At 73.6% G+C, this 21717-nt stretch carries 17 protein-coding genes; 5 read left to right on the top strand and 12 right to left on the bottom strand.

Annotated elements, in window-relative coordinates; genetic code table 11:
• Positions 1-32 precede the first annotated feature (32 nt).
• From PZB77_RS04375 to PZB77_RS04355, 5 genes are all read right to left on the bottom strand, one after another.
• Positions 33-2099, bottom strand: coding sequence for an iron ABC transporter permease (locus PZB77_RS04375; protein ID WP_275491201.1), 2067 nt, complete (start codon positions 2097-2099; stop codon positions 33-35).
• 6 nt (positions 2100-2105) lie between these two features.
• A complete protein-coding gene (locus PZB77_RS04370) occupies positions 2106-3092 on the bottom strand; it encodes an iron-siderophore ABC transporter substrate-binding protein (protein ID WP_275491200.1) in 987 nt (328 codons plus the stop codon).
• Positions 3089-3988, bottom strand: a complete 900-nt coding sequence (locus tag PZB77_RS04365; protein WP_275491199.1) for an ABC transporter ATP-binding protein — start codon at positions 3986-3988, stop codon at positions 3089-3091. Before PZB77_RS04365 ends, PZB77_RS04370 begins: the two co-directional genes overlap by 4 nt.
• Before the next feature lie 199 nt (positions 3989-4187).
• Complete coding sequence (gene nadE, locus PZB77_RS04360) at positions 4188-5030, bottom strand: ammonia-dependent NAD(+) synthetase (RefSeq protein WP_275491198.1); 843 nt, start codon at positions 5028-5030, stop codon at positions 4188-4190.
• Positions 5031-5340: 310 nt separating this feature from the next.
• Positions 5341-6330 carry a helix-turn-helix domain-containing protein gene (locus tag PZB77_RS04355; RefSeq protein WP_275491196.1) on the bottom strand — a complete coding sequence of 330 codons (990 nt, stop codon included), beginning with the start codon at positions 6328-6330 and terminating at the stop codon, positions 5341-5343.
• A 466-nt stretch (positions 6331-6796) separates the two neighbouring features.
• Here PZB77_RS04355 and PZB77_RS04350 point away from each other — a divergent pair, with 466 nt between their 5' ends.
• The 4 genes from PZB77_RS04350 (at position 6797) to PZB77_RS04335 (ending at position 13081) form a co-directional block, all read left to right on the top strand.
• A complete protein-coding gene (locus PZB77_RS04350; protein ID WP_275491195.1) occupies positions 6797-8104 on the top strand; it encodes a hypothetical protein in 1308 nt (435 codons plus the stop codon).
• Positions 8105-8444: 340 nt separating this feature from the next.
• Positions 8445-9446: a TIGR03842 family LLM class F420-dependent oxidoreductase gene (locus tag PZB77_RS04345; RefSeq protein WP_275491194.1), complete on the top strand. Its 1002-nt coding sequence runs from the start codon at positions 8445-8447 to the stop codon at positions 9444-9446.
• A gap of 186 nt (positions 9447-9632) precedes the next feature.
• Complete coding sequence (locus PZB77_RS04340) at positions 9633-11855, top strand: NADP-dependent isocitrate dehydrogenase (RefSeq protein ID WP_275491193.1); 2223 nt, start codon at positions 9633-9635, stop codon at positions 11853-11855.
• Between the two features lie 197 nt (positions 11856-12052).
• Complete coding sequence (locus PZB77_RS04335) at positions 12053-13081, top strand: LLM class flavin-dependent oxidoreductase (RefSeq protein WP_275491191.1); 1029 nt, start codon at positions 12053-12055, stop codon at positions 13079-13081.
• 46 nt (positions 13082-13127) lie between these two features.
• Here PZB77_RS04335 and PZB77_RS04330 read toward each other — a convergent pair whose 3' ends face one another.
• Complete coding sequence (locus PZB77_RS04330; RefSeq protein WP_275495909.1) at positions 13128-14450, bottom strand: hypothetical protein; 1323 nt, start codon at positions 14448-14450, stop codon at positions 13128-13130.
• A gap of 242 nt (positions 14451-14692) precedes the next feature.
• On the opposite strand from PZB77_RS04330, the gene PZB77_RS04325 reads away from it, so the two are divergent.
• Positions 14693-15943 carry a molybdopterin-dependent oxidoreductase gene (locus PZB77_RS04325; RefSeq protein ID WP_275491190.1) on the top strand — a complete coding sequence of 417 codons (1251 nt, stop codon included), beginning with the start codon at positions 14693-14695 and terminating at the stop codon, positions 15941-15943.
• 373 nt (positions 15944-16316) lie between these two features.
• On the opposite strand, the gene PZB77_RS04320 is transcribed toward PZB77_RS04325, so the two are convergent.
• From PZB77_RS04320 to PZB77_RS04295, 6 genes are all read right to left on the bottom strand, one after another.
• Positions 16317-17138: a methyltransferase domain-containing protein gene (locus tag PZB77_RS04320; protein ID WP_275491189.1), complete on the bottom strand. Its 822-nt coding sequence runs from the start codon at positions 17136-17138 to the stop codon at positions 16317-16319.
• Complete coding sequence (locus PZB77_RS04315) at positions 17135-17782, bottom strand: DUF2064 domain-containing protein (RefSeq protein WP_275491188.1); 648 nt, start codon at positions 17780-17782, stop codon at positions 17135-17137. The genes PZB77_RS04320 and PZB77_RS04315 overlap by 4 nt, the downstream gene beginning before the upstream one ends.
• Entirely contained in the window at positions 17779-18519 is a 741-nt protein-coding gene (locus PZB77_RS04310; RefSeq protein ID WP_275491187.1) for a glycosyltransferase family 2 protein, read from the bottom strand. Before PZB77_RS04310 ends, PZB77_RS04315 begins: the two co-directional genes overlap by 4 nt.
• Before the next feature lie 115 nt (positions 18520-18634).
• Complete coding sequence (locus PZB77_RS04305) at positions 18635-19729, bottom strand: NAD-dependent epimerase/dehydratase family protein (RefSeq protein WP_275491186.1); 1095 nt, start codon at positions 19727-19729, stop codon at positions 18635-18637.
• A gap of 98 nt (positions 19730-19827) precedes the next feature.
• Positions 19828-20619, bottom strand: coding sequence for an ABC transporter permease (locus tag PZB77_RS04300; RefSeq protein ID WP_275491185.1), 792 nt, complete (start codon positions 20617-20619; stop codon positions 19828-19830).
• Positions 20616-21656, bottom strand: coding sequence for an ATP-binding cassette domain-containing protein (locus PZB77_RS04295; RefSeq protein ID WP_275495908.1), 1041 nt, complete (start codon positions 21654-21656; stop codon positions 20616-20618). The genes PZB77_RS04300 and PZB77_RS04295 overlap by 4 nt, the downstream gene beginning before the upstream one ends.
• Positions 21657-21717: the final 61 nt, after the last annotated feature.

Here is a 21717-nt window from a genome sequence, read left to right as displayed (position 1 = left end):
GGGCGGGGCGGGGCGGGGCGTGCGCGGGCGGTTCAGCGGCGCGTGCGGACCAGCAGGTAGAGGAAGTACGGGGCGCCGATGACGGCCGTCATCAGGCCCGCGCCGAGCTGCGCCGGGGCGATCACCGTGCGGCCCAGCAGGTCGGCAAGGGTGACGAGGATCGCTCCGAGCAGGACCGCGACCGGGACGACCCGCGCGTGCCGCCGCCCGACCAGGGCACGTGCCGCGTGCGGGGCGACCAGACCCACGAAGCCGATCAGTCCGGCGGCCGCCACCGCGCTCGCCGCGAGCAGCACCGCCGCCACCAGGAAGCCGAGGCGGGCCCGGGTGAGGCGCAGACCGAGGAGCCTCGGGGTGTTGTCGTCGAGCGCGACGAGGTCCAGCTCCCGGCGGCGTACCGCCGACCACACGAGGGCCCCGGCGAGCACCACCGTGACGGGCAGCACGTCGGGCATGTTCCGGCCGTAGGTGGATCCGGACAGCCAGGTCAGCGCCCGCGTCGTGTCGAACGGGTCGCTTACCACGATGACCAGGCTGATCAGCGCCGTCGTGCCGGCGAACACCCCCATCCCGAGCAGGACCAGCCGGTTCTGCCGGAAACCGCCCCGGGCCGCCAGGCCGAAGACCAGCGACGAGGCTGCGGCCGCACCGGCGAACGCCGCACCGGCGATCACCCAGGAACTCGCGGCGGTCACGGTGGTGACGACCAGTACGGCACCGAGGCCGGCGCCGCCGGTGACACCGAGGATGCCGGGCTCCGCGAGCGGATTGCGGGTCACCGCCTGCACCAGGGTGCCGGACAGCGCCAGCGCGGCACCTGCCAGCAGGGCGGCCAGCACCCGGGGGACCCGCGCGTCCAGGACGTAGGTGACGACCCGTCCGGACCGGCCCTGGGTCCAGTTCACGACGTCGCCGAGCAGCAGCTTCGCGTCCCCGAGGAGGACCGCGCCGACCACCACGGCGAAGAGCGCGACGACGAGGACGGCCACGGTGACCAGGAACGCCGTGCGACCGGGTATCCGCAGCCGGTCCGGCGCCTCGGCCGCGTCGGTGTCCCGCGTACGGAGCGCCATCACGACCAGGAAGACGCTGCCGACCACCGTGGTGACGACGCCCGTGGGCACCTCCACCGCCAGGTCGGCGGGGACGACCGCGCGCAGCAGCACGTCCGCCCCGAGGATCAGCGCCGCGCCCACCAGCCCGGCGACGGGCATCCCGGTCCGTGAGCGGGTCAAGCCGCGGAACCGTCGGGCCAGGGGCCGTACGAGCGCGGGGGCGCAGAGACCGACGAAGCCGATCGGGCCCGCGAGCGTGACGGCCGCCGCGGAGAGCAGGGTGGCGAAAACGACGGCGGTGACCCGGGTTCCCCGGACGGGGACGCCCAGGCCGCGGGCCGCGTCGTCACCCAGGCCGAGCGCGTCGACCCGGCGGCCGAGGAGCAGCAGCCCGAGCAGGCCGGCCACGACGACCGGGAGCATCTGCTGGACCCCGTCGAAGCCGTTCTGGCCGATGCCGCCCTGGCCCCAGCGGTAGAGCCCCTCGGTCTTCTGCGGGAAGAGCAGGAGCAGCGCCTCGGTCACGGCGTTCAGGCCCAGCATCAGCGCGCTGCCCGCCAGGACGAGCCGTACGGTGCCCTTCCCGAGTCCGGAGAGGCCGAGGACGACGGCCGCGGCGGCGAGCCCGCCGACGAACGCCGCGCCGGAGGAGGCGAGGAAGGGCAGCGAGACACCGGTGACGGCGACCAGGCCCAGCGCCAGATAGGAACCGGCGTTCACCGCCAGGGTGTCCGGCGCGGCGAGCACGTTGCGGCTGACCGACTGGAGGGCCGCCCCCGCCGCACCGAGCGCCAGCCCGACGAGGATGCCGGCGACCATGCGCGGCAGCCGGGACGCGATGACGACGGAGGAGTCCCCGGCGTCGGCGCGGCCGAGGAGCGCGTCCCGGACCTCCGACGCGCCGACGTCGGCGGTGCCCTGGGTGATGTCGACGACGGCGAGGACGAGGACGAGCAGCACGAGCCCGGCCGTCACCGCGACCGTGCCCGTCGTGGCCGCGGCGGGGCGGTCACGGCCGACCACGGATTTGCTGATGACGGCCACGGCGCGCTACTTCTTCGTCAGGGCGTCGACGAGGGAGTCGGCGTACGCCTCCATCGAGCGGGGGCCGCCGAACATCCAGACGCCGTCGGGCAGCCGGTGCACGTTGCCGTCCTCGACGAACGGCAGCGACTTCCAGACCGCGTTCTTCGAGAGGTTGTCGGCGAACGCGTCGCCGTCCACGTCGTTGGCGATGTAACTGAAGTGGACGTCACCGAGCTTGGTGAGTCCCTCGACGTCGGTGGTGGCCAGGCCGTAGGCCTTGTCCCCCTCGACGGTCCAGGCGTTCTTCAGCCCGAGCTTCTCGTTGACCGAGCCGAGGAGGGAGTTCGCCGTGAAGGCGCGGACGGAGACCTGGTTGGCGTCGACGTAGCCGTCGGCCGAGGCGACCCGGGCGCCGCCGAGCCCGGCGTCCTCCAGGGCCTTCTTGTTCTCGGCGATGCTCGCCTCGAACTCGTTCTTCACGGTGGTGGCCTCGGCGGTCTTGCCGGTGGCCCGCGCGACCAGGTCGAGGCCCTCGGTCATCGTGCCGATCTGGTCCGCGCCGTCGGCGGAGGTCACCTGGATGACCGGCGCGACCTTGCGGAGCTGGGCGACGACGTCGGGGGAGAGGTCGTCGGTGGCGACCACGAGGTCCGGGGCGAGCGCCGCGACGGTGTCGATGCTCGGCTCGCCGCGCGTACCGATGTCCTTCGGGTCGCCGGTGAGCGGGGCCGCGGTGTTCCACGCGGTGTAGCCCTTCACGTCGGCGACGCCCACCGGGGAGACACCGAGGGCCACGAGGTCCTCGACCACGTTCCACTCGGTGGCGACGACCTTGGTGGCGGGCCCGTCGAGCGTCACCTTCGCGCCGGTGGCGTCGGTGACGGTGATCTTCTGGGCGGCGGGCTTCGCGGACGGGGCGGCGTCGTCCGTGGACGGCTCCGAGGTTCCGCAGGCGGCCAGCGAGAGGGCGGCGACGGCGACGGTGGCCGAGGCGAGGAGGTGGCGCTTCATGAGGAGGTGCTGAGCCCTTCGGATCGGGAGTGGTGGCGACCGATCGCGCGGGTGCGCAGCCGGCCGGTCGACGGGTCGGTGTCGACGTCGATGCGGATGCCGTAGACGTCGGACAGCAACTCCGGTGTGAACACGTCCTCGGGCGCGCCGTCGGCGACGACGCGTCCCGCGTGGAGCAGGGCGACCCGGTCGGAGACGGCTGCCGCCTGGTCGAGGTCGTGGAGGACGACGCCCACGGCGATGCCGTGGAGGTCGGCGAGATCGCGGATCAGGTCGAGGAGTTCGACCTGGTAGCGGAGGTCGAGGTAGGTGGTGGGTTCGTCGAGCAGCAGAACGCCCGTCTCCTGCGCCAGGCAGCTCGCCAGCCACACGCGCTGGAGCTGCCCGCCGGAGAGCTGTTCCACGCCCCGGCCGGCGAGGTCCTCGACACCGGTGAGGGTGAGGGCGCGGTCCACCGCCGCCGTGCCGTCCGGGTCGGGACGTCCCCAGCGGCCGCGGTGCGGGTAGCGGCCGAACTCGACCACGTCCCGGACGGTGAGACCGCCCGGCGTGGACCGGGACTGCGTCAGGAGTGCGACCCGCCGGGCGAATTCGCGGGCGCCGAGCGCGAAGCCGTCGGTGGCCCCCTCGGTGCCGGCGTCCACGGTGAGCGTTCCGGTCCGTGCGGTCTGGAGCCGGGCGAGAGTACGCAGCAGTGTCGACTTCCCGCTGCCGTTGGGGCCCACCAGGGCGGTCACCTCGGCGGGCCGCAGGGCGAGGCTCGCCCCGTGCACGACGTCGGTGCGGCCGTAGGCGACGGTGACCCCGTCGGCGGACAGTCCGTGACCGCGCGTATGTGGCACACCGGCAGCGGCGGCGACGTGCGCCGCACCGGACATGCTCTCACCAGCTCTCATGCCGCTTAGGTTAGCCTGCCCTTAGATGGGAAGGAACATCACCCCCGGTCACAAGAAGGCGACGATGCGGTGGGGAGCGGAGGCCGGGACCCGGTCCGGACATGACGCACCCGCCGCGCGAACCGGGTCGCGCGGCGGGTGCGTGGGAAGGGCGGGACGGTCGGGCGGCCGGGCCGCGTTCAGTGGTCCGCCGTCGCGGTCAGCTCTTCCACCAGTCGTCGAGCGGGGTGGCCGGGACGGTCCGCTTGTGCCGGGTCGCCAGGTAGCCCGCCTCCAGCTTCGACGCCACCTCGGGGGTGACCTCCGCGCCCTCCAGGTAGTCGTCGATCTCCGCATACGTCAGCCCGAGTGCCACCTCGTCCGGCAGCGCGGGGCGGCCGTCCTCCAGGTCCGCCGTCGGCACCTTCTCCCAGGTGCTCTGCGGGGCTCCCAACTCCCGCAGAAGCGCCGCACCCTGACGCTTGGTCAGCCCGGTGAGCGGGGTGAGGTCGACCCCGCCGTCGCCGTACTTGGTGAAGAAACCGGTCACCGCCTCGGCCGCGTGGTCCGTGCCCACGACGAGCAGCCCCAACTGGCCGGCGAGCCCGTACTGGATCACCATGCGCTCACGGGCCTTGACGTTGCCGCGTACGAAGTCCCGCAGCTCCGGTTCCCCCTCCGGCAGCCCGGCCAGCCCGCGCGCGACCTCGGCGGCCACGGTGTCGGCACCCGGCTTGACGTTCACCGCGACCGAACGGTCCGGCCCGATGAACTCCAGCGCGATCTGCGCGTCGTGCTCGTCCGCCTGCACGCCGTACGGCAGCCGCACCGCGAGGAAGGTGGCGTCGTGCCCCTCGGCCCGCAGCTCCTCGGCCGCGAGCTGGCACAACTTGCCGGCCAGCGTACTGTCCTGGCCGCCGCTGATCCCGAGTACGAAGCCCTTGGCCGGCGTCGACCGCAGGTACTCCTTGAGGAAGTCGACCCGCTGCCGGATCTCCTCCTTCGGTTCCACTGCCGCCCGGACGCCGAGGTCGGCGATAATCTGCTCCCTTAGGGTCACCATTCCCGTACTGTACTGGCCCCCTTCCCGCGGGGTGAAGTCGGCACGGTCGGGTCCACCCCCCCCGTGCGCCCCGGCTCTGCCGCAGGTCACAGGGGTGGGTTCCGCGGCCCGCTGCGAAGCGGGGGACATGGAGGAGCGGCGGCGCGAGGGGCCCGACGCCGCACCTGCGGCGGCGCGACGGCGGTACGACACCGACCTGCGGGTGGCCCGCCGGGTGGGACGGGACGCGCTCCGGGCGGATCTGCCCGGAGCGCACGGCGGCGCTGCCGTCGTCATGACGGCCCGGCGGCCCCGGCCCGGCTCACCCGGTTCATCGCAGTGCGCCCTCCAGCACGGCCCGGCCGAGCCGGGTGCGGTGGTGGAGGACCCGCACCCCCTGGCGCTGGGAGAGCAGCAGCCCCGCCTCGCGCAGCACGGTGGCGTGCCTGCTGGCGGTCGACGGGGCGAGCCGGAGCGCCGCGGCGAGGTCCATGGTGGTCATCGGGCGGTCGAGTATCCGCAGCAGCTCGGCGCGGGAGGCGCCGATGAGCTGCGCCGCCGGAGCGTCACCGCCGAGGTGCCGGCGTTCGAGCCAGCCGGGTGCGGGCGAAAGCGGGTGGACGAGGACCGGAGGCAGCTCCTCGTCCGCGAGAGCGATCGGGGAGCGGACGCAGAAGAACGCCGGTACGAGGGTCAAGGTCCGCCCCCGCAGGGCCAGTCCGCGCTCGATCGGGTACGGGGCGCGCAGCTCGCGCTCCCGGTAGCGCCACCCGGGCAGCTCGCCGTGAACGATGAGGAGGCCCTCCGCGCCGTGGGTGAGGACGGCTTCGGCCCGGGCGGTCCGGTCGGCCGCGGCCTGCGCGCGCATCGCGCCGAGGTAGGGCTCGACGGCCACCCGGTGGTAGGCGCGCAGGGCGGATCCGAGGCGGCCCAGCGCCCGGGGGCAGCCGTCGGCCAGAGGGCGCAGGGTTGCGGGGACGGGGCGGCCGGTGGGGGCGTAGAGCCGGGCGAGTTCGGCGCGCAGCCGGTTCCGGGGCGTGGAGAGCACCCGTTCGAGCGCGGTGTCGAGATCGCTGTCCCCGCGACCGGGTGTCAGAAAGTCCGGGAAGTACGAGCGGTCCGGGCACAGTCGCATCAGGGCGCGCGTCGCGGCGACGAGGCCGGTCCGCCGCAGGGCCGCGATCGCTTCGCGCCGCCAGGTCCCGAAGGCGAGCGGCGCCTGACGGCGCTGCAGCAGATGCAGGCTCAGCGCGGTTTCCCAGAGCGGGTCCACGTCGGGGGCGAGACGCAGACGGGCCAGCTCCTGGTGCGTGAACTCCACCCGTAGCACGGCGCACCCCCGGCGGTCACGGGCGTTCGGCGGCGCTCGCCCGGCGGAACTCTACGCGCAGTGCGGATGTGACGCATGCATGTCAGGAGGAGCGGATGTCGTCACCTCTCCGCCCGGCGGCGTCGAGGGTGCGGATGCGGGGAGGGCGCGGAAGGTAGCGGGGCGCCGGGCCGCTGGCAAGCGTGCCGCGACCTCCTTCGACCAGGAACGAATGGCTTGCGCGGCGTCCCTGCCCGCACCACCGTGGCCTTCACGTGTCACGTCGTCACCAGGGCTGCGGACCCGGTGCGCCCGACCCCGTCGCCGGGGACACCGCGGGCCCCGGTCGGCGACCCGAACGACGATGCCCCCCTCCGTTCCCCACCACGCCCCCATGACGTCTCCGCCCACACCCTCACGGGCGCGCCCCGCGGCCCGCGAGTTCCTTCCCCGCCCCCACCGCGAAGGAGGCGCATCCATGCGCCGAGACCCCAGACCCACCGCCCTCCCCGGAGCCGTGCGCCCCGCCGCGCGCCTCGTCCGGCGCGGACCTGCCGCCGCGCTCTCGCTGCTGGCCCTCGTCGCGCTCTCGCTCACCGCCGGTCCGGCGGCGGCCCGTGACGCCGCCCCCGCGGACGGCCCGCTCGGGAGCGTCAGCTGGCGGGCGGACCTCTCCGTGCCCTCCGGGGACGAGACCAACGTCAGCCGCGCCGACGGCGCGTTGCGCCTGCGCGACCCTCACGTACGGCCCGCCTCCGCGCGCTCCCCGCGGGGACAGGGCACGGTCCTCCTCCCGGTGCACCGGCTCGACCGTGCCGTCGACCGGATCACCCCGGACGTCGACGTCACCCTTCCGGCCGGATCGCAGGTGGTGGTCGACGTGCGCGGTCAGGACGGACTGGGCCGGTGGACCGAATGGCGGGAGGCGAGCGCGGACGACCCCGCGGTGCTGCCCCGGGCCGTCACCCGGGTGCAGGCCCGGATCGTCCTGGTCGCCGCCGCCGACGGTGCCGTACCGGGCATCCGCGCCCTGTCCCTGAGCGCCGAACTCGACGTCGACGACGCGGGCCCGTCCGTCGCGGCGGCGGCCTCCCTGACCGCCACCGTCTACGCCACCCGCGAGGGTCTGGTAGGAGGCACCACCGCCAACGGACACGTCATCGTCGCCGACGACCACTTCGTGGCGCTGCCGTCCCGGCGCGGGCTCTCCCCGAAGGGCAGTGGCCAGTACTCGGTGCGGGTCTGCGGTCCCGCCCGCTGCGAGACGGCCCCGGTGTGGGACGTCGGCCCGTGGAACACCCGTGACGACTACTGGAACCCGTCCTCCACCCGGGAGAGCTTCAAGGACCTGCCGCGGGGCAGACCCGAGGCGCAGGCCGCGTACCTGGAGGGGTACAACGGCGGCCTGGACGGCTCCGGCCGCAGGGTGCTCAACCCGGCCGGCATCGACCTCGCCGACGGCACCTTCCACAACGTCGGCCTGAACGACAACGGCTACGTCACCGTCGAGTACCTGTGGACCGCCGCCGGCGCCGCGACCACGTCCTTCCCGACCTGGGGCACCGACGTCAACATCCGCCAGCAGGCCACCAGTGCCTCCACCCGGGTCGCCCAGCTGGCCGGCCCCACGACGGTACGGGTGCAGTGCCAGGTCCGCGGGCAGCTCGTCCAGTCGAACGGGTACAGCAACGACGCCTGGTCCTACCTGCCGGACTACGGCGGATACGTCTCCAACATCTTCATCGACAATGCCGCCGGCTGGCTGCCGGGCGTCCCGAACTGCTGAGTACGCGGGGGTGCGGTCCCGGCCGCACCCCGTCCTTCTCGCGCACCGGGGCCCCGAGCCCCCGAAAGCCTTCTTCCCGAGGTGACGGAAGCGGGCGGGAGTCATCGCTCCGCGACGCGCGTCCGAGGCGTCGCCGTACAGGGTTCGACATGGTCCGATAGGGAAGTATTCCGCCGGACAACGTCATCCGCGGGTGGTGCGCCCACGGCGCCGGAGGCCGTACCCGACCTCGCTCCCCGCCGGGCGAACCCGCCGTCCACGGACGGAAGTACACCGGCCGGGGCGGCCGTGGCGGTCCGCCCCGCGCGCCCCCTTCGCGCACTGGACCAGGAGCAGCGACATGGACTTCGGACTCGTCCTCCAGACCGACCCGCCCGCCTCGTCCGTCGTCGGCCTGATGCGCCGCGCCGAACGCAACGGATTCCGCTACGGCTGGACCTTCGACTCGGCGGTGCTCTGGCAGGAGCCCTTCGTCATCTACAGCCGCATCCTCGAACACACCGAACGCCTCATCGTCGGCCCGATGGTCACCAACCCCGGCACCCGCACCTGGGAGGTGACCGCGTCCACCTTCGCCACCCTGAACGACATGTACGGCAACCGGACCGTCTGCGGCATCGGCCGGGGCGACTCCGCGATGCGGGTCGCGGGCCGCAGGCCCCACACCCTCGCCCGGCTCGGCGAGGCCATCGACACCATCCGTGACCTCGCCGAGGGGCGCGAGGCGTCCCTCGACGGGCAGCCGGTCCGCATCCCCTGGGTGAAGGACGGCAGGCTGCCGGTCTGGATGGCCGCCTACGGGCCCAAGGCGCTGGCACTGGCCGGGCAGAAGGCCGACGGATTCATCCTCCAGCTCGCGGACCCGTTCCTCACCGAGTACATGATCAAGGCGGTGCGGACCGCGGCCGAGGACGCGGGCCGGGACCCGGATTCCCTCACCATCTGCGTCGCCGCCCCGGCCTACGTCGGCGACGACCTCGACCACGCGCGCGAGCAGTGCCGCTGGTTCGGCGGCATGGTCGGCAACCACGTCGCCGACCTGGTCTCCCGGTACGGCGAGCACTCCGGCCTGGTGCCCGAGGCCCTCACCGCGTACATCGCCGGCCGGTCCGGCTACGACTACAGCCACCACGGCCGCAGCGACAACCCGGACACCGCCTTCGTACCGGACGAGATCGTCGACCGGTTCTGCCTGCTCGGCCCCGCCGAAGCACACATCGACAAGCTCCGGATCCTGCGCGACCTCGGCGTCGACCAGTTCGCCGTCTACGCCATGCACGACGCCCGCGAGGCCACCATCGACGCCTACGGATCGACGGTCGTCCCCGCCCTCGCCGGCTGACCCCGCACACCTCCCCGCACCGGCTGTACGCACGTCCCGGGCCCGGCGCGAGCCGGCCCGGGACCGCCCGGTTCCGGGCGCCGGCCACGGCGTGCCCGCACGGGTACGGGGTCCCTTGTGGAGACCGGACCGGTCACGAGATATCTTGATGTCAAGCAATGTTGCAGACGTGGAGCGGAGCACCCGGTGACTGACTCGACCATCATCTACACGCACACCGACGAGGCCCCTGCCCTGGCGACGTACTCGTTCCTGCCCGTCGTCGAGGCCTACGCCTCGACCGCCGGTGTCACGGTCGAGCGCCGTGACATCTCCCTCGCGGGCCGGATCATCGCCAGCTTCCCGGAGCACCTCACGGCCGACCAGCGTATCGATGACGCGCTCGCCGAGCTGGGCGAGCTGGCCAAGACGCCGGGCGCCAACATCATCAAGCTGCCGAACATCTCGGCCTCGATCCCGCAGCTCAAGGCCGCCGTGGCCGAGCTCCAGGCGCAGGGCTACGCCCTCCCGGACTACCCCGACGACCCGCGGACCGACGAGGACAAGGACGTCCGCGCCCGGTACGACAAGGTCAAGGGCAGCGCCGTCAACCCGGTCCTGCGCGAGGGCAACTCCGACCGCCGCGCCCCCGCGTCGGTCAAGAACTACGCCAAGGCCCACCCGCACCGCATGGGCGCCTGGTCGGCCGACTCGAAGACGAACGTCGCCACCATGGGCGTCGACGACTTCCGCTCCACCGAGAAGTCCGCCGTCATCGCCGAGGACGGCGCACTGCGCATCGAGCTCGTCGGTGACGACGGCACCACCACCGTGCTGCGCGAGTCGGTACCGGTCCTGGCCGGCGAGGTCGTCGACGCCGCCGTCATGCGCGTCGCCGCGCTCCGTGAGTTCTTCACCGCGCAGCTCGCCCGCGCCAAGTCGGAGGACATCCTCTTCTCGGTGCACCTCAAGGCCACCATGATGAAGGTCTCCGACCCGATCATCTTCGGCCACGTGGTCCGCGCCTTCTTCCCGAAGACCTTCGCCACCTACGGCGAGGTGCTCGCGAAGGCCGGCCTCACCCCGAACGACGGCCTCGGCGGCATCCTCAAGGGCCTCGACTCGCTGCCCGGGGGCGGCGCCGAGATCAAGGCCTCCTTCGAGGCCGAGCTCGCCGAAGGCCCCGCCCTCGCGATGGTCGACTCCGACAAGGGCATCACCAACCTGCACGTGCCCAGCGACGTCATCGTCGACGCCTCCATGCCGGCCATGATCCGCACCTCCGGCCACATGTGGGGCCCGGACGGCAACGAGGCCGACACCCTCGCCGTGCTGCCCGACAGCAGCTACGCGGGCGTCTACCAGGTCGTGCTCGACGACTGCCGCGCCAACGGCGCCTTCGACCCGTCGACCATGGGCTCCGTCCCGAACGTCGGTCTGATGGCGCAGAAGGCCGAGGAGTACGGCAGCCACGACAAGACCTTCGAGATCCCGTCCACCGGCACCGTGCGGGTGGTCGACACGAAGGGCGACGTCGTCCTGGAGCAGGCCGTCGGCGCCGGCGACATCTTCCGCATGTGCCAGACCAAGGACCTGCCGATCCAGGACTGGGTCAAGCTCGCCGTCACCCGTGCCCGCGCCACGGGCGTCCCGGCCGTGTTCTGGCTCGACGAGACCCGCGCGCACGACGCCAACCTCATCGCCAAGGTGAAGACCTACCTCGCCGACCACGACACGGACGGCCTGGACATCTCGGTCAAGTCGCCGGAGGAGGCCACCGCCTTCTCGCTGGAGCGCATCCGCCGCGGCGAGGACACCATCTCGGTGACCGGCAACGTCCTGCGCGACTACCTCACGGACCTCTTCCCGATCCTGGAGCTGGGCACCAGCGCCAAGATGCTCTCGGTGGTCCCGCTGATGAACGGCGGCGGTCTCTTCGAGACGGGCGCCGGCGGCTCCGCGCCCAAGCACGTCCAGCAGCTCGTCAAGGAGGACTACCTCCGCTGGGACAGCCTCGGTGAGTTCCTCGCCCTGGCGGTCAGCTTCGAGCACCTCGCCCAGACCACCGGCAACGCCCGCGCCCAGGTCCTCGCCGACACCCTGGACCGCGCCACCGGCACGTTCCTGAACGAGGACAAGTCCCCGAGCCGCAAGCTCGGTGGCATCGACAACCGCGGCAGCCACTTCTTCCTGTCGCTCTACTGGGCGCAGGAGCTGGCCGCGCAGACCGACGACGCCCAGCTCGCCGAGGCGTTCGCGCCGCTGGCCAAGACCCTCACCGAGCAGGCGGACACCATCGTCGCCGAGCTGAACGCGGTGCAGGGTTCCCCGGTCGACATCGGCGGCTACTACCAGCCCGACCCCGAGAAGGCCGCGGCCGTCATGCGCCCCTCGGCGACCTTCAACGAGGCGATCGCGACGCTCGCCTGATCCGGCCGCCCGGGTGAGTACGCGCACCCGAGTGCGCGCACCGCCCACCGCACCGACGCCTCCGCCCCGGCCAGGGAACATCCGGCCGGGGCGGAGGCGTTCCCGCAACACTGCCGCCACCTTTCGCACGGCCCCGCCTGCCAGAATGAACACGGCTCCGCCGTCCGGCGCGGCCGCCGCGAACGCCGGAGGAACCCGTGCCGCCCACCTCGAAGCCGCTGCGCGGACTGGGTTTCCTCACCATCGGCCTCTTCGACGGCGCCGACCCGCGCCCCGGCCACGAGTCGACGCTGCGCATCATCGAGCTGGGCGAGCAACTCGGCTTCGACAGCGCCTGGGTGAGGCATCGTCACCTCCAGTACGGCATCTCCTCACCGATCGCCGTCCTGGCGGCGGCCACCCAGCGCACCCGCCGCATCCACCTCGGTACCGCCGTCATCCCGCTCGGCTGGGAGAACCCGCTGCGCCTCGCCGAGGACCTGGCGACCGTGGACGTCCTCTCCGGCGGGCGCCTGGAGCCGGGTGTCAGCGTGGGACCGCCGATCCACTTCGACCGGGTCAAGGACGCGCTGTACCCGGACACGGCCGCCGACGAGGACTTCGGCCACGACCGGGTGCGCCGGCTGCTGGACCTCGTACGCGGAGAGCGGGTCACCGCGTTCAGCGGCACGGAGGGGATCGAGGTGTACTCCGACCGCGTCGAGCCGCACGCCCAGGGCCTCGCCGGCCGTATGTGGTACGGCGCCGCAAGCCTGCGCTCCGCCCGGTGGGCCGGCGAGAACGGCATGAACCTGCTGACCAGCAGTGTGGTGAAGGCGGAGGACGCGGACGCCGCCGCGGACTTCGCCGCGATCCAGCTCGCGCACATCCGCACCTTCCGCGCCCACCACCCCGACGGCGACGCGGCCCGCGTCTCCCAGGGGCTCGTGGTCATCCCCACCGACTCCGCGACCCCCGCCCAGCGCGCCCGGTACGAGGAGTACGCCCGCAGCCGGACGCCCCGCACGAGAGCCCCGCAGGGACCCGCGCGGATGATGTTCGCCCCGGACCTGGTGGGCACCTCGGAGCAGCTCGCCGAACAGCTCCACGCCCACGCCGCTTTCCGGGAGGTCGACGAGGTCGCCTTCGCCCTGCCGTTCAGCTTCGCGCACGAGGACTACGAGCAGATCCTCCACGACATCGCCGGCTGCCTCGGACCCGCCCTGGGGTGGAAGCCCGCGGAGTGAGGGCGCTCCCTGCTCCGGTCCCGGCACCGGACTTCGGACGCCACCGTCACCAACTCGTCCGCAGCAGGTGGTTGACCAGCAGCGCCAGCACCACCTGGGCGCCGAGCCAGCCGCGCCGGTGACGGCCGGGGAGCGCGGCTGCCGCGGGCAGCAGCCAGAGGACGAACGGCAGCCAGATGCGCTCCGTCTCGGCCTTGCTCATCCCCGACAGGTCGGCCGCGAGGACGGCCAGGGCCGCCGCCAGGGTGAGCACGGCGAGCCGCTGCGTCCCGGTGAGCGGGCCACCGGCCCTGAGCGCCCGTACGGCACGGGGCGCGGCCACCGCCGACCTGCGCAGCCCGGCCACGGTGGCGACTCCGGCCGAGACGGTGACGGCGGCGAGATTGGCCCACACCCAGTACGCGTAGGGCCGCTTGCCGCCCACGCCCTGGTGGTAGCGCTCGACCAGCAGGGGATACGCCTCCCACCAGTGGAACCCGGCCAGTGTGAACAGGGCGGGCACCACCAGCGATCCGGCGGCGAACGGGGGCAACGGGCGGACGGTGCGGGCGAGTACGAGGACAGTCGCCAGCAGGAGGGCGGTCAGCGGGAGCCCGTAACTCAGGTAGCAGACCAGTCCGAACAACAGGCCGGAGCCGCCCGCCGCCACCGCCGGGAAGCGGGTCGCCCGGGTCGCCGACAGCGCGAGGAGCGCCATCGACCAGCCGGCGACGGCCGCGAACGCGGCATCGGCCGAGACCCCCGCCCAGACCGCCCCCGGCGCGAGGACCAGGAACGGCGCCGCCTTCCGCGCAACCGGCTCCCCGGTGAGCGCCCGCAGCGCGACCAGGGCGGCGGCCGCGGCGGTGGCCGCCAGGACGACGCAGCACACCGCCGCCCACACGGCCCCGCCGAGGCCGATCCGGTCCAGGAGGACGAACGGCAGCGTGGCACCCGGCGGATGGCCGGCCACATGGGTCGGCCAGTTGCCGGGCCGGCCCATCACGATGTGGTCCTCGAAGGTGCGCAGGGCGGCGCCGATGTCGTGGAACCCGGCGATCCCCGCCAGGTACTCGTGGCGGCTCGTCAGCTTGAGCGCGAAGCCGCCGCGCCAGCCGTCGATCATCGCGAGCGAGAAGATCCACGCCGCCGACGCCGTCCAGGAGAGGACCAGCAGACCGCGCCAGCGCGTCCGGGCGGCGACCCGGGCGCCGAAGGCGACGGCGAGCACGGCCAGCGCGAGCGCCGCCGGGGTGCCGGGGCCGACATGCGGGTCCCACGCGGCGATCAGGGGCGGCCACCCCGCGTACAGGGAGCCGTCGCCGTTCACCGCCCAGCCGACGAGCGCGGCCACCGCCACCAGCGACGCGCCCAGCGCCGCTGCCCTCAGGTCCCGGCGTCCCGCCCGGTCCGCCCTACGGGGGCGGGAGGTGGCTCCTGTTCCTCCGGCGCGTCCGGCGCGCTCCTCGGTCCTCACCCCCGCACGCTAAGCCTCCGCCGGCCGTTTCCCCCCTCCGACCGGGCCGCCGCAGGCCCTCCCGGGGCGCCCGGCCCACTCGACGGAGTGACCCTTCCCTCCCGCCGGGAGCGCGTCCCCGTACGGAAGGGGACCCTCGCCCTACCGTCGGCACCATGGGTGACCTCATGCGACACCTCGCCGCACTCCCCGGGCCCACGAGGCCCGACTTCTGGCGCAGCCCCCTGCGGGGCGCGCGGTTCACCGCCGTACTCGGCGTCGTCCTCCTCGTCGGGCTGACCCTGGTGGCGGTCACCGGGCTGCTCTCCTACGCCGCGTACAACCCCGGCCTCGCGGCCGTCAACGACAAGACGCCGGACAAGGGGCTGCTCGGCTTCTACCTGTTCGCCTGGCCGACCGACCCGCACTGGCTCTACCGGCTCACCCAGGGCGTGCACGTCACCCTCGGCACCGTCCTGGTCCCGGTGGTGCTGGCCAAGCTCTGGTCGGTGATCCCCCGCCTCTTCGCACTCCCGCCGGTCCGCTCCGCCGGCCACGCGCTGGAGCGGCTCTCCCTCCTGCTCCTGGTCGGCGGCGCCCTGTTCCAGATCGTCACCGGACTCCTCAACATCCAGCTGGAGTACGTCTTTCCCGGCTCCTTCTACCGGCTGCACTTCTACGGAGCCTGGGTCTTCCTGGCGGGCTTCCTCACCCACACCGCCCTCAAGCTCCCGAAAGCCGTACGGGTCCTGCGCGACGGCGTTCCGCCGGGGGAGGAGGACACCCTGGCCGCGCCCGCGCCCGCCCCGCCGACCCTCTCCCGGCGCGGCGCGTTCGCCATGGTGGGCGCCGGATCGCTGGTCCTGCTGGCCACCTCGGCCGGCCGGAGCTCCGACGCGCTGCGTCCCACCGCCCTCCTCACCCCGCACGGCGTCCAGGACCCCGGCTCCGGGCCGGCCGGCTTCCAGATCAACAAGACCGCGGCCTCCGTGCACATCCGCCCGGCCGACACCGGACCGGCCTGGCGCCTGACCGTACGCGGACCGGCCGGCTCCTTCCGCTTCACCAGGGCCCAACTCCTCGCTATGGAACTGCACAGCGCCGCCCTGCCCATCGCCTGTGTGGAGGGCTGGTCCACCTCCGACCAGTGGTGGCGGGGGGTGCGACTGCGCGACCTCGCCGCGATCGCCGGCTTCCCCGACCGGCCGCCGGGCGTCCTCGTGGAGTCCGTGCAACGTGCCGGATCGTTCCGTACGGCGGCCCTGCGCGACAACCAGGTCCGCGACGGGCGCTCCCTGCTCGCCCTGGAGGTCAACGGCGTCGCCCTGTCGGCCGACCACGGCCACCCGGCTCGGATCATCGTGCCGGCCGCCCCCGGAGTGATGAACACCAAATGGGTCGGATCCCTGACCTTCGGAGACCTGTGAAGGGCGGGGAGCGGAACACCGGCCGGGTAGGGGGCAAGGCACGCTCGCGCGCCGCGCACCCCTTCCGGCGCCGGTACGGCGAAGGGCCGCTGCACCTGCTGCTCATGGTCGCCGGCTTCGCCCTCACCGGCTACGCCGGAATCCGGCTGCTGGACGGCGACACCCCGCGGATCGCCCTCTGGTTCGCCGGCGCCGCCGTGGTGCACGACCTCGTCCTGCTGCCCGTCCACGCGACGGCCGACCGCGCCCTGCGCGGGGCGCTGGGAGCACGGTCGGACGTCGTCAACCACGTACGGGTACCGGCGTTCCTCTCCCTGCTGCTCCTGCTGGTCCAGTTCCCGCTGATCGCGCGGCTCTCCGAGCGGTACGAGCCCTACACCGGGCTTTCCCCCGACGTCTTCCTCGGCAACTGGCTCCTCGTCACCGGAGCGCTCTTCGCCGCCTCGGCGCTCTGGCTCGTCCTCTCCGCGCTGCGGCGCGCCGGCCGGACGGCGCCCCGCCGGCGCAACGCCACGAAGGGCCGTCCGCCGGACTCCCACTGATCGACCGGCTCCCATCCCTGCGGACGGGCGTACCGCAGGAGCGCCGGAGTGCCCAGCCGGGCCCACGGGAATGGTGCCGGCAGCGCCCCGGAGCCACCGCGGCCGGGGGCCGGGGCGTCGGCGCTGCCGTCGTGGAGATGGACCTCGAACCGCTCGTCCAGGTCGAGCGCGTGCGTCTCGACGAGGAGGAGACCGCCCGGGGCGAGCAGCACCCCGACGCGTTCCAACAGGGCGGACGGGTCCCCGCCGATGCCGATGTTGCCGTCCGCGAGCAGCACCGTGCCCCACCGGCCCGCGCCCGGAAGCGGGTCGAACACGCTGCGCCGCAGCGCCCAGCCGCCGAGGCCGCGGGTGCGGGCCACGGCGGCCTCGCTCACGTCGATGCCGAGCGCCCGGTGCCCGCGCCGGCTGAGCGCCGCCACCAGCCGGCCCGGCCCGCAGCCCACGTCGAGCACCGGACCCTCACAGCGGCGCAGGGCCGACAGGTCGGCGTCGTCGGCGCCCAGACACCAGCGCTCCACGTCCAGCGGCATCAGCAGGCCGTCGGTCCGGCGGAGGAAGAGCGGGCCGCGGCCGTGGCGGAGGGCGTTGGCGTACGGGTCGGCGGCCCAGGAGAGGTTGCTCTCGGCCTGCGAGGTACGCGAGGTGGTCATCGGACCGATGCCCGGTCGAGCCGGCCCAGAGCCGCGGCGAATCCTCCGTGCGGGGCGAGAGCGGCGACCGCCACCGCGTCCTCGGCGGTGTCCACGTCGCGGAGACGGGGCAGCTCACGGACGGTCAGCCCGGCGTCGAGCAGCCGCGCGCGCTGCACCGCCCCCGTCTCCGGCACGGACATGGGCACCCCGCGCAGGAGCCCGGGATCGGGGGAGGCCAGCCCGAGCGCCCAGAAACCGCCGTCCTCCGCCTCGCCGAACCAGGCGTCGCAGTGGTCCCAACCGTCCGGTGCGAGCGCGGGCGCGAGGTGGGCCGGTTCGATCTGCGGGGTGTCCATGCCGAGGAGGAGCGTCGGGCCGTCGCAGCCGCCGAACGCCTGGGCGAGACGCTCGTCCAGGCCCCCGGCGCCCTGCGGGACGACCTCGATGCCCGGAGGCAGCCACGGGCCGGGGCCGCCCTCCAGGACGAGGACCCGGCGCGCGGCCGGCAGCAGGAGCACGGTCCCCAGGGTGTCGGCGAGGGAGGCGGCGGCCAGCTCCGCCGCCTCCTCGGGGGTGAACGGCGGGGTGAGCCTGGTCTTCACGCGACCGGGAACCGGTTCCTTCGCGAGGACCAGCAGAGTGGTGGGGCCGGAGGGGGTCATCGACAGGACTCCGTCCGCGCGGCGGTGCGCACGAGCGGCGGTTCCCGCAGCACCGCCCGCATGTCGAGCACCGCGTGCCAGGTGCCCCGCCAGGTCCCGGTGACCTTGGACCTGCCGGTACGGGGGCGGTACGGGACGTCTGCCTCGGCGATCCTGAGCCCGCCGTCGGAGGCCCGCACCACCATCTGGAGCGGGTATCCGCTGCGGCGGTCGGTGAGGTCGAGGGCCAGCAGGTCCGTCCGGCGTCCCGCGCGCAGCGGGCCGAGGTCCCGCAGCCGCAGTCCCGTGCGGCGCCGCAGCATCACGGCCAGCGCCACATTGGCGACCCGGGCGTGCAGCGGCCAGGCGCCGCGCCCCTCGGGGCGGCGACGCCCCAGCACGAGGTCGCAGTCGCCCGAGGCGACCCGCCCGACGAACGAGGGCAGCAGGCCCGGGTCGAGTGAGTCGTCGCAGTCGCAGAAGCAGACGAACTCCGCCTCGGCGGCGGCCAGTCCCGCATGGCACGCGGACCCGAAACCTCGTCGCGGCTCGTGCACCACGGTGGCGCCCAGCGAACGCGCCACCTCCGCCGAGCCGTCGGTCGAACCGTTGTCGACGACGATGGCGCGCCAGCCTGCCGGGATGCGGGCCAGCACCCGGGGGAGGGCGGCGGCTTCGTCCAGGCAGGGCAGCACCACGTCGACGGGGAACGGAGTGGTGGAAGGGGCGTGGGTCGAGGTGGTCGAGGTATCGGTCACCCGGCTCACCCTATGAAGACGGATAGGGCATTTGCCTGCATATGGGCCACGCAAAACGGTGACGTCGATCGGTGTCCGTCCCGTAACGGCCGATCCGCACCGCTCCGTCCCTCCGTCAGGCGTCCGCGAGACGGGCACCGCCCGGGGGCGCGGACGCCCCTCCCCGCTGCGGCGCGGCCGCGAACTCCCGCATGCCGTCGGCGAACGCCACCTGCGGCAGCCAGCCCAGGTCCGCGCGCAGCCGCCGGGAGTCCGCCGTCACGTGGCGCACGTCCCCGAGCCGGAACTCCCCGGTGACGACGGGCGGCGGACCGCCGTACGCGGAGGCGAGCGCCGCCGCCATCTCGCCGATGGTGTGCGGTTCCCCGCTACCGGTGTTGTACGCGGTGAGGACCCCCGGGACCCGCTGCGGCAGGGCGGTCAGCGCAGCCACCGCCGCGGCGGCGACATCGGTCACGTGCACGAAATCGCGTCGCTGCCCCCCGTCCTCGAAGACCCGGGGCGCCTCACCGCGTGCCAGCGCGGACCGGAACAGCGAGGCGACTCCCGCGTACGGCGTGTCGCGCGGCATCCCCGGCCCGTACACGTTGTGGTAGCGGAGCGACACCGCCCGGCCGTCCGTCGCCCGCGCCCACGCGGCGGCGAGGTGCTCCTGGGCGAGCTTGCTGGCGGCGTAGACGTTGCGGGGGTCGGCCGGGGCGTCCTCGGGGACCAGCCCCGGCACGAGGTCCGCCCCGCAGGAGGGGCAGCGGGGTTCGAAGCGGCCCGCCTCCAGATCCTGCCGGGCGCGCGGCCCCGGCCGGACGGACCCGTGCCGCGGGCAGTCGTACCTCCCCTCGCCGTACACGACCATCGACCCGGCCAGCACCAGATCCCGGACCCCGGCCGCCGCCATCCCCGCGAGCAGCACCGCCGTGCCCAGGTCGTTGCAGCCGACGTAGAGCGGTGCGTCGGCGAAGTCCTTGCCCAGTCCCACCATCGCCGCCTGGTGGCAGACCGCGTCGACTCCCGCCAACGCACCGGCCACGGCCCCGGGGTCCCGCACGTCCGCGACGATCAGCCGCTCGTACGGCCCTTCCGGCGCCGTCCCGGCAGGATGGGCGGTGGGTAGCAACGCGTCGATCACCACCGCCCGGTGCCCGGCCGCGACCAGGGCCGTGGTGATGTGCGACCCGATGAACCCTGCTCCGCCTGTGACGAGTACACGCATGGCCGCCACGCTAAGGGGCGCCCCGGGCGTTCCCCGGACAGGCCACGGACGGCGCACCCGACGGGGTGTCGGGTGCGCCGCTGTATCGCTCGTACGGACTACTTCGGCTCGCGGTCGTAGAGGGCGGTGGACCAGAAGTATCCGAGCAGAGCCAGCCCGAGGCACCAGGCGACGGCGATGAGGCCGTTGTTGCCGATCCCCGTGCCGAGCAGGAGTCCGCGCAGGGTCTCGATGGCCGGGGTGAAGGGCTGGTACTCGGCGACCGGCCGGAACCAGCCGGGCATCGCGTCCAACGGGACGAAGGCGCTGGAGAGGAGCGGCAGGATCATCAACGGCATCGCGTTGTTGCCGGCCGCCTCGACGTTCGGGCTGGACAGGCCCATCCCGACCGCGATCCATGTGAGGGCCAGGGAGACGAGCGCCAGCAGCCCCACGGCCAGCACCCATTCCAGGACGGTCGCGTCCGTGGACCTGAAACCGATGGCCACCGCGACGGCGGCGACCAGGACCACGCTCGTCACACACTGCAGCACGCTGCCGACGACGTGTCCGACGAGGACCGATCCCCGGTGGATCGCCATGGTGCGGAAGCGGGCGATGATGCCCTCGGTCATGTCCATCGAGACGGAGACCGCGCTGCCGATGGTGGTTCCGCCGATGGTCAGCATCAGGATGCCCGGGACGAGGTACGCCAGGTAGTCGGACCGGTCCGCCCCGCCGCCTCCCATGCCCGCGCTCATGGTGTCGCCGAAGATGTAGACGAAGAGCAGCAGCAGCATCACCGGCGTGAGCAGCAGGTTGAGCGTCAGGGACGGGTAGCGCCGGACGTGCAGCAGGTTGCGGCGCAGCATCGTGGACGAGTCGCGCACGGCGAGGGAGAGGGAACTCATCGGACGTCCTCCTCGGGCTGGATCCGCGGGGTCTGCCGGGCCTGCGGGGGCTGTCGGGTCTGCGGGCCCTGCTGGTTCGGGACCGTCTCGCCGCCGGTGAGGGCGAAGAAGACGTCGTCGAGGTCGGGGGTGTGGACGGTGAGTCGGTCGGCTTCGACGCCGGCGGCGTCGAGGCGGTCGAGGATGGTGCGGAGTTCGCGTTGGCTGCCGTCGCTGAGGATCTGGAGGGTGAGTGCGTCGTCGTCGCGGGAGGCGTCGGAGAGGGCGGTGGCGGCTCCGCGGTAGCGGTCGGGGTCGGTGAAGGCGAGGCGTACGTGTCCGCCGGGGACGAGGCGTTTGAGTTCGTCGGCGGTGCCTTCGGCGGCGATCCTCCCGTCGTGGAGGACGGCGATGCGGTCGGCGAGTTCGTCGGCCTCGTCGAGGTACTGGGTGGTGAGGAAGACGGTGGTGCCGCCGGTGACGAGTTCGCGGACGATGCCCCACATGGTGTGGCGGGAGCGGGGGTCGAGCCCGGTGGTGGGTTCGTCGAGGAAGATGATCCGCGGGTTGCCGACCAGGGTCATGGCGATGTCGAGGCGGCGCTTCATGCCGCCGGAGTAGGTGGAGGCGGGCTTTCGCGCCGCTTCGGTGAGGTCGAACCGTTCCAGCAGTTCGGCGGCCACCCGCCGTCCTTCCGCCTTGGAGAGGTGGTGGAGGTCGGCCATGAGGAGCATGTTCTCCTCGCCGGTGATCAGCCCGTCCACCGCGGAGAACTGTCCGGTGACCCCGATCGCGGCCCGTACCGTCTGCGGAGCGGCGGCGAGGTCGTGGCCCGCCACCTGCGCCTGTCCCGCGTCGGCGGTGACGAGGGTGGAGAGGATCTTGACGACGGTGGTCTTGCCGGCCCCGTTCGGACCGAGGAGCGCGAACACGGACCCGGCCGGGATGCGCAGGTCGATGCCGTCGAGGACGGTCTTGTCGCCGTAGGACTTGCGCAGACCGACGGCGGAGACGGCGGCCGGGGACGGGAGGCCACCGCCCTGGCTGGACGTGGACATGACATTGGCATGCATGGGGATCTCCCGGTCGGAGGAGGGGGCGAGGGGGGCGGAAGGGCCG

Source organism: Streptomyces sp. AM 2-1-1 (assembly GCF_029167645.1).
GTDB lineage: Bacteria > Actinomycetota > Actinomycetes > Streptomycetales > Streptomycetaceae > Streptomyces.
This window is presented reverse-complemented; position numbering and strand designations above follow the sequence as displayed.